General features: G+C 57.7%; 11 protein-coding genes. All 11 read right to left on the reverse strand.

Annotated elements, in window-relative coordinates; all coding sequences use genetic code 11:
• Nucleotides 1–58: 58 nt before the first annotated feature.
• Nucleotides 59–220, reverse strand: a complete 162-nt coding sequence (locus ACXJ5O_RS13440) for a hypothetical protein (protein WP_457300325.1) — start codon at nucleotides 218–220, stop codon at nucleotides 59–61.
• A 13-nt stretch (nucleotides 221–233) separates the two neighbouring features.
• Nucleotides 234–740 (reverse strand): hypothetical protein, encoded by a 507-nt coding sequence (locus ACXJ5O_RS13445; protein ID WP_114431526.1) that lies wholly within the window; start codon nucleotides 738–740, stop codon nucleotides 234–236.
• The gene (locus ACXJ5O_RS13450; RefSeq protein ID WP_457300326.1) at nucleotides 721–903 is read right to left on the reverse strand and encodes a hypothetical protein; all 183 of its coding nucleotides are present in this window, start codon (nucleotides 901–903) and stop codon (nucleotides 721–723) included. Before ACXJ5O_RS13450 ends, ACXJ5O_RS13445 begins: the two co-directional genes overlap by 20 nt.
• Nucleotides 904–1,152: 249 nt before the next feature.
• Nucleotides 1,153–1,743, reverse strand: coding sequence for an SCO family protein (locus ACXJ5O_RS13455; RefSeq protein WP_457300327.1), 591 nt, complete (start codon nucleotides 1,741–1,743; stop codon nucleotides 1,153–1,155).
• Nucleotides 1,743–2,267, reverse strand: a complete 525-nt coding sequence (locus ACXJ5O_RS13460) for a copper chaperone PCu(A)C (protein WP_457300328.1) — start codon at nucleotides 2,265–2,267, stop codon at nucleotides 1,743–1,745. Before ACXJ5O_RS13460 ends, ACXJ5O_RS13455 begins: the two co-directional genes overlap by 1 nt.
• 23 nt (nucleotides 2,268–2,290) lie before the next feature.
• Complete coding sequence (locus tag ACXJ5O_RS13465; protein ID WP_457300329.1) at nucleotides 2,291–3,649, reverse strand: PepSY-associated TM helix domain-containing protein; 1,359 nt, start codon at nucleotides 3,647–3,649, stop codon at nucleotides 2,291–2,293.
• Between the two features lie 83 nt (nucleotides 3,650–3,732).
• Nucleotides 3,733–4,116, reverse strand: coding sequence for a hypothetical protein (locus ACXJ5O_RS13470; RefSeq protein WP_457300330.1), 384 nt, complete (start codon nucleotides 4,114–4,116; stop codon nucleotides 3,733–3,735).
• 224 nt (nucleotides 4,117–4,340) lie between these two features.
• A complete protein-coding gene (hutC, locus tag ACXJ5O_RS13475) occupies nucleotides 4,341–5,105 on the reverse strand; it encodes a histidine utilization repressor (protein ID WP_457300331.1) in 765 nt (254 codons plus the stop codon).
• Nucleotides 5,106–5,114: 9 nt separating this feature from the next.
• Entirely contained in the window at nucleotides 5,115–5,696 is a 582-nt protein-coding gene (locus ACXJ5O_RS13480; protein ID WP_457300332.1) for a HutD/Ves family protein, read from the reverse strand.
• Nucleotides 5,696–7,366 carry a urocanate hydratase gene (hutU, locus tag ACXJ5O_RS13485; RefSeq protein ID WP_457300333.1) on the reverse strand — a complete coding sequence of 557 codons (1,671 nt, stop codon included), beginning with the start codon at nucleotides 7,364–7,366 and terminating at the stop codon, nucleotides 5,696–5,698. The genes ACXJ5O_RS13480 and hutU overlap by 1 nt, the downstream gene beginning before the upstream one ends.
• Complete coding sequence (hutG, locus tag ACXJ5O_RS13490) at nucleotides 7,366–8,169, reverse strand: N-formylglutamate deformylase (RefSeq protein ID WP_457300334.1); 804 nt, start codon at nucleotides 8,167–8,169, stop codon at nucleotides 7,366–7,368. The genes hutU and hutG overlap by 1 nt, the downstream gene beginning before the upstream one ends.
• Nucleotides 8,170–8,353 lie beyond the last annotated feature (184 nt).

Consider the following 8,353-nt stretch of genomic DNA (forward strand, 5'->3'; position numbering starts at 1 on the left):
AGACACGAGCGAGCCGTGTCTCTTCGGCCGATCGAGCTGCGTAGACTCGCTCGGATGCCTATTTCACCGGCGTCGCGTCAGCAAGCCGCGTATAGTTGGCTGGATTGGTCCGGGCGTCGTTGAACGCGCGCGTCTTGATTGGCAAGACAAAGATTGCGGCTGTCAACAAGGCGGTGGCTGCTATGGAAAGGCGGCGTTCCATACGTGAAGTAATGATCATGCGCTTTCTCTCCTCAGTGAAAGTTCGCCCGCAACGGGCGGGAAATAATGTCCTCAATTGCGGATTTCGGGATCGGCAAGAGCATCTGATCCATCTCGGCCAGCGTTTCGGCAAAACCGATCGCTGCATTCTCCACTTCCTCATGGCGCGAGGGACATGCCATGGCATTGAGGCAGGTTCGTGCCGCAACCATGTCGCAATTTTGTATCCCCGCGATAAGCCCCAAAGTCATGCATTCCTCCCGGCAGACATGGTGTGAACCAAATGGGAAAGTCTTGAGCGGGCACAATGCGCAGTGGCGCAGGGTCCGGATGAAGAACGACAGCTCGGATAGAGCGCGGTTGCCGTTGCGCGTACCGAGAAGCTCGCTATAGAGCCCATAGGCCATTTCCCACGCGATGACGGAGCCGGTTTCGAAACCGGCCGTCCAACGCCGGTAACCTTCGAGCACCAGCTTTTCCGGTGTGCGATCGAAATAGCAACCCGCATTATTGCCGGCTTCAGATATGCGCGGGTACATCGCTGCTCCCATCCTGCTCGTTATTGCGGATCAGGGCGAGGGGGCCACTGCGATGACCGCGGATGACCAGCTGCCTCTGGCTGTTACGTCCAGGGACAGAAGACAGTTGCTGATGATTCAGCAGGGAGACCACGCGCAGGCGTGGCAGAAAAAGACCTATCATAGGGTCCTCCAATCGAAAGGGTTCAAGGCCCAGACATCAAAGGGATGTGCTTTTGCACTTTCCGCATAAAGGCTTCTGAAAATCTCAATGTCAAATACTAAATCTTCAAAACCTATAAAAATATCAATAGGTTAGAATAATTCTAGGAAATTATGAGTTTTTTAGTATACAAATGTTCGGATCAACCCGCGAAGAGCATATTTATCCTCTTCCGGACCGGGGACCGGAAGAGGATAGCAGGCGCATGTTTTATCCGGCGATCAGCAGCCGAAGCTTTTTCAACGCAACGTCCGGGCTTTCCTTGTAGTCGATCGTGCTTTTTAACCGCCCGTCGCGATCAAGCAGCATCACCGAAGCAGTATGGTCCATGGTGTAGTCGCCGTTTTCGGTTGGCACCTTCTTCGCATAAATCTTCCAGCCCTTGAGGAGCTTCTCGACTTCCTGCGGATTGCCAGTGATGCCGGTGATCCGGTCGGTGAAAGCCGATGTATAGCCCTTCATGACGTCGGGAGTGTCGCGCTCCGGATCGACGGAAATGAAGAAGACGCGCAGGTCTTTGCCTTCATCGCCAAGCGTCTTCAGCCATCCGGCCATTTCGAAGAGGGTTGTCGGACATACCTCGGGGCAATGGGTGAAACCAAAGAACAGTGCTGTTGGATGGCCCTTGAAGGCCGCGTCGGTAATCGGAGCGTTGTTCTGGTCGACGAGATTGAACGGGACGCCGAGCTGCACAGCCTGCGCATTGCCGCCATTTCGCGCGTTGATGTAAGTGAAAACCAGGAAGCCGCACAATACAGCGATCAGCGCCCATAATGCATAGCGCAAGAGACGGAAATTCATCAATTGTGCTCCATGCTTGTTGCGCCTGCAGGCCCGACCATGAACTGGACGTCGACCTTGCCGGCTTTGGCAAAATCGAGCGTAACAGGTACCATATCACCCTCTTTCAGGGGTGCTGAAAGGTCGATCAACATCAAATGCGTGCCTCCAGGAGAGAGTTCGGCGCTGCCGCCAGCCGGTATCTCAAGTCCGTCCTTCAGCTTGCGCATTTGCATGACGTTGCCGTCCATCTTCATTTCATGCACCTCGACGCGGGCAGCAACAGGACTGGAACCGCCAAGGAGCTGGTCGGGTTCTTTTGCTTGATTTTCAATTTTGATATAGCCGCCGCCGACTTTCGCCCCGGGCAGGGTGGCGCGGGTAAAGGCACCGCTCAAGATCAGATCCCCAGCTTTTACGGGCTCCATGGAGTTGTCTTCGCTCATGGTGGCGCCCTGCGTCATCTTGGAATGATCGTGCGCCTGAGCAGACGAGATTGATGCAAATACCAGTGCGACGGCGGCAATTCTGGAAATAGATTTCATGAGGCGTCTCCAATTCAGATTTCTTATGAGAATACACGTTGCAAAGGCGAAGGGATGCGCGTGATCAACTGGTCGAGGATCAGCATGCCGAGAATTGCGAACCCGGTCAGCGGAAAGGCGATGCCGAATACCAGTAGAACCAAGGTAAATACTGCAAAGGCACTTTTCTGCGAGGGCATGGGTGGCACGCCGAGCCGTCCTGAAGGACGCCGCTTCCACCACATGATTACGGCGGAAACCGAGGCGAGGATGATCGCAAGACATGTCGCCAGCATGGCGAGCTGGTTGGCAAGACCCCAATACTGGCCCTGATGCACGCCGATCCCAAATTCAATCGCCTTGGCTCCAACTCCATAATCGGAAAACTTAAAATCAACCAATGGGTTACCACTATACTGGTCGAAGTGGATTGTCCGCTGCTTGGCAATGTCGTCGGGGAAGACGGCTGCGGTATAAACCCCCTTCTTGCCGGCGGGCAGCGAGACTTCAAAGCCTGGCGTCATGCCCGCTGCCGCCGCGGAGGCGACGATCCGGTCAAGCCCGACAGGCGTTCCGCCTGGCGTCGACACTGGCACAGGMGCATTCTCGATGGTCCATCCGGAATTGCCAAGCACTTGTTTTGTCTGAAGTTTTGAAACCGGCACGTTGTCCCAGAGCTGAGTGGGATAGCCAAGTCCATAGTCGGCCAACGTCGTGTTCAGCTTGTCACCCCAATAGCCCGACCACGGCATGCCGGATATCGCAAGGAAGAAGATCAATGCGCCGGCACCTGCGCCGGTCACGGCATGCAGATCCCGCCAGAACACGCGTTTGTCCGGAGTTCCGCGAACAGTGACGACACCACCAGTCTGTTTGCGCGGCCACCACAGATAAAAGCCGGTAATTACAAGGACTAACGCAAGGCCGCCTACGGCTTCGACGATGCGGTTGAAGGCAAGGCCGAAATATTCAAGACTGTGAATTTTCTTGACGACCCAGGTGAATTCTTCCTTTTCGCCGACCTTGCCAAGGACCGCGCCGCTATAGGGATCRACGAAGACCCGAACGTTTCCATTGGGGGTACCGACGGTGACTTTTGCCGATTGTGTTGGAGTGCCAGGTGATTGATATCGCAGCACTTTTGATCCAGGCACCGCCGCTTTCGCGTTGTCTGTCAGGAGCGAAGGGGCAAGCGATTCGCTCCGCGGCTGAACCACGTTGCGATAGGCGAAGACGGTATTGTCGATCTCGTCCTTGAACAGATAGAGGCTGCCGGTGATGGCGAGATTGAGCATGAAAGGGATGACCAGAAGGCCGGCGAAAAAATGCCAGCGCCAGATGGCGCGGTAGAGTGAAAGGCTGAGATAATAAGGCTTCCCGGAAGCCATGCTTGAGACGGTCATATGTGTTCCAGTCGTCTGACAGCAAGGGTAACGGCACCGCCGGAGCAGGCCGCCGCGACGCGCCATCGAGGGCGCATTTTATGTCAGACGAGGGGAGGAGCTTGCGGAGGAGCCGATGGCGGGAAGAGGCTGCGCGCGATCCGAACCGCTTCCCGTTTTATCGCAAGTGATTGAACCGGCTCGTTTTTCAAGCCTGATGCCATGGGCGGAACCGGCAGAACGACGGATGCCGAGAGGCGGCAGGCCTCGCAGCCGTTGCCGTGCCAGGCGCTCTTGTGTGCACCTTGATCCACCTGGTTGTCGAGGCAGAGAACGGGCACTGAGCCGTCCGGCAAGGTATAGGCGGCCAGGTCGATATCATTGGCTGGAGAGGCTGAAATGGGCTGGTGCGCGAAGGCAACGAATACGAGCGCCAGTGCGCAAAGCATGCGCACCGCCAATCGCCAGTCGTTCCGAATAGTGCGCATTACCGCCTCATTTTCACTTCGCAATCTAGATACAGGAGCCAGATCTGAAAATCCATGCGGCAAAGAGGAATGCAGCTGAGCACACCCAAATTTCCCGTGATGGTGGAAAATCTTGCGCCAGATTCGATGATTCTTGTGTCAGTTTCGGCAACGCTTGCATGAGTTTTGCCTATTCTTGCGCAAAGAATGTTTCGGTTCAGATCAGCATGCTTCCAAAACCAAATTTAGGCGGGATCGCGGCGCGGCACGTCACCCTTCGGACTGAAATGGGCGACCAGCCGATAGGTTTCACCCGGGTAAAACATCCGCACGGCGGTGATCGGCCTTTTGCCTCTCCATGTCGATCGTTCGACCTGCAAACAGGCCGAGCCTTCCTTCACGTCCAAACGAGTGGCAAGCATGGAATCCGCGTTGAATGCGCTGATCCGGTTCTCCGCCTCCGACCATGGCACATGACCGCGCAGCCAGGTTCCAGGAGGTTCGTCGGCAAAGGAGATATCGGCGGCTTCCGGCACGCTGGCAAGATCGATCAGGCGGTCCTCAAACGCATGGACACGGCGGCCGGCAAAGTGACGGCAGGAAATTGCCAGGACCTGACGCGGGCTTTGCACATTGAGGCGTTCCATATCGGCCGGAGTCGAGCGGCGCTGCTGCAGTGAGATCACCTCAAGTCTGTAGACCTGCCCTATGGCCTCGACCTCGGCACGCACGTCGGGAATTTCGATGACGGCCGATTGCGACAGCGGCTGCGAAACGAAGCTTCCCGCCTTGCGGCGGCGCTCGATGAGCCCGGAAGCGGCAAGCGCCGACAGAGCCTTGTTCACCGTCATCCGCGCACAACCGTAGGTTTCCATCAATTCGCGTTCCATCGGAATGCGAAAACCGGGAGCCCATTCGCCGAGCAGGATCCGCTGTTCGATGTCATGGCGGATACGGGCGGAGAGCTGGCCCTTCGGCGTATCGGTAATGGGGTTTTCCACCTGATCCAACGCGACCTCTTATTCGGGCGATAGAGTTTGCGACAGGTGAACGATGATGGCCTCTCCCGACCCGCCAACGGAAATCTCCAGGGTATCAGCCGAAGCATCAATCAACGCAGCGTCATGCGCGTCAAGCACTGACGACTCATCAAGGGTGATCTGGCCACTGCGGCAGAAGATGATGCAGGCATCCGCAGCGACGGGCAGAAGCTGTGTCCCATTGATGGACAGATTGTCGACGCTGTGAGTCCAGCGCCCCCACCGTGTCATGACATTGAAATCGACGACTGGTCCAGCAATCAACTTTGCCGATGCAGCCACGTCTCCCGGGAATGGATGAGGCTTGCCTGCTGGCGTCAATCGCACCGGTGTTTCGCCCTCGACGGTAAGTTCCAGTCCCTCGCCGCTGAGCACGGTCAGCGTGCGGTCGACGCCCTCAAACCGCGAAAATGGTCCATCGGCAGCAACAATCGCCATGCTGATGCGCCAGTCGAAATCGGCGACAGATGCGAGTGGAGGAGTGATGGCAATCTCGGTGGTGACGCCGCCGCCATTCTTCCACGGCATTTGCCGGTGATCGCTGGCCCGGAGTATTTTCATTAGCCGAGAATGCCCGGCAGGTTGAGGCCCTTTTCCTTCGCGCATTCTATGGCGATCTCGTAGCCCGCATCGGCGTGGCGCATGACGCCGGTTGCCGGATCGTTCCAGAGAACGCGTTTGATGCGTTCCGCCGCGTCGTCGGTCCCGTCGCAGCAAATCACCATGCCGGAGTGCTGGGAAAAGCCCATGCCGACCCCGCCGCCATGATGCAGGGAGACCCATGTCGCACCGGACGCGGTGTTGAGTAGCGCATTCAACAGCGGCCAGTCGGAAACCGCATCGGAGCCATCTTTCATGGCTTCCGTTTCGCGGTTCGGCGAGGCGACCGAACCTGAATCGAGATGATCGCGGCCGATGACAATCGGAGCCTTCAACTCACCGCTGCGCACCATCTCGTTGAAGGCGAGTCCGAGCCGGTCGCGGTCGCCGAGACCGACCCAGCATATGCGCGCCGGCAGACCCTGAAACGCGATGCGCTCCCGCGCCATGTCGAGCCAGTTGTGCAGATGCGTGTTGCCCGGCGTCAGTTCCTTCACCTTGGCGTCGGTCTTGTAAATGTCTTCCGGATCGCCCGACAACGCCGCCCAGCGAAACGGCCCGATGCCCCGGCAGAACAGAGGACGGATATAGGCGGGGACGAAGCCGGGGAAGGCAAAGGCGTTCTCGAGACCCTCGTCCTTGGCGACCTGGCGGATGTTATTGCCATAATCGAGTGTCGGGATGCCGCGATCCCAGAAGGCGATCATGGCTTCGACATGTTCGCGCATCGAAGCACGCGCGGCTTTTTCGACGGTTTTCGGGTCGGTTTCGCGCTTCTGGCGCCATTCGGCCAAGGTCCAGCCTTTCGGCAGATAGCCATTGATCGGATCATGGGCCGAGGTCTGGTCGGTGACAATATCCGGGCGCACATTGCGCCGGACGAGTTCGGGCAGGATATCGGCGGCATTGCCGAGCAGACCGACCGATTTGGCTTCGCCCGCCTTGGTCCAGCGCTCGATCATTTCGAGCGCTTCATCGAGTGTTTCGGCCTTGGCGTCCACATATCGGGTGCGCAGACGGAAATCGATCGAGTCCGGGTTGCACTCGACGGCGAGACAGCAGGCACCGGCCATGACGGCAGCCAGCGGCTGTGCCCCGCCCATGCCGCCAAGTCCGCCGGTCAATATCCACTTGCCTTTGAGATTGCCGTTATAGTGCTGGCGCCCGGCTTCGACGAAGGTTTCATAGGTACCCTGCACGATGCCTTGCGTGCCGATATAGATCCACGAGCCGGCGGTCATCTGGCCGTACATGGCGAGACCCTTCTTATCGAGCTCGTTGAAATGATCCCAGGTTGCCCAGTGCGGCACGAGATTGGAATTGGCGATCAGCACCCGCGGCGCGTTGGCGTGGGTCTTGAACACACCGACCGGCTTGCCGGACTGGACAAGCAGCGTTTCATCCTCGTTCAGGGTTTTGAGGGTGGAAACGATCTTGTCGAAATCGTCCCATGTGCGGGCTGCACGACCGATGCCACCATAGACCACGAGCTCGTTGGGATTTTCCGCGACATCGGGATCGAGATTGTTCATCAGCATGCGCAGCGGCGCTTCGGTCATCCAGGACTTAGTGTTCAGCTTGTCGCCGCGCGGAGCGCGCACTTCGCGGATATTGTGCCTCGGATTGCTCATTATTTGCTCCCCAGCTTGATCGCGGTCTGTCGGATGATTTCGAGAATGTCTTTGAGATGTTTGCGCAGCCGCTCGGCCTTGGCCTCGTCATAGGCGAAAGGCGGCGCTTCCTTCGTCAGATGCGAGGACTGCGTCAGTTCCATCTGGATGGCGTGGATGCCGAGCTTTGGCTGGCCATAATGCCGCGTCGTCCAGCCACCCTTGAACCGGCCGTTTATCACGGCGTCATAGCCCCGCGCCGCAAATGCGATCCGGCCGACTGCCGAGGCGATTTCCGGGGAACAGCTGTTGCCCTCATTGGTGCCGATGTTGAAATCCGGTAGCTTGCCCTGGAAGAGAAACGGGATATGCGAACGTATGGAATGGCAGTCGTACAGAACGACGAGGCCATGGGCTTCGTGCACGCGCTCGATCTCCTTGGCCAGTGCCACATGGTAAGGGCTGTGGAACTGTTTCAGCCGGTATTCGATGTCCGCCGCCGTCGGCTTCTCGCCATCGCGCCAAATCGGTTTGCCGTCGAAATCGGTATCGGGAATGAGACTGGTGGTATTCTGGCCGGGATAAAGACTGACGCCTGAGGGATCACGATTGGCATCGATGACGTAGCGATGAAAGGTGGCACGGACAGTCGTGACCTCCGGCAGCAAGCCATCATACAGCTTGTCGATGTGCCAGTCCGTATCGGTGAGCATCTGGCCAGTTTCGTTGAGCCGTGCGCGAATGTCGTCCGGCACCTCGGTTCCCGTGTGCGGAAAGCCGAGAATAATCGGGGATGATCCCTGTTTGACGTCAACGGCGTTCATAATTGTGTATCCAGATTGTTGTTGGCTGAACTTATGTCATTCGGAAATCTGCCAGAATGGAGCAAACGGTGCTGCCTTTGCCCTCCCCCTTGTGGGGAGGGTGGCTGCAAAGCAGCCGGGAGGGGACTTGCTTCATTTAGAAAAACCCCTCCCCGTCGCTTCGCTCCGTCCCTCCCCACAAGGG

It is taken from the genome of Phyllobacterium sp. P5_D12, assembly GCF_054049495.1.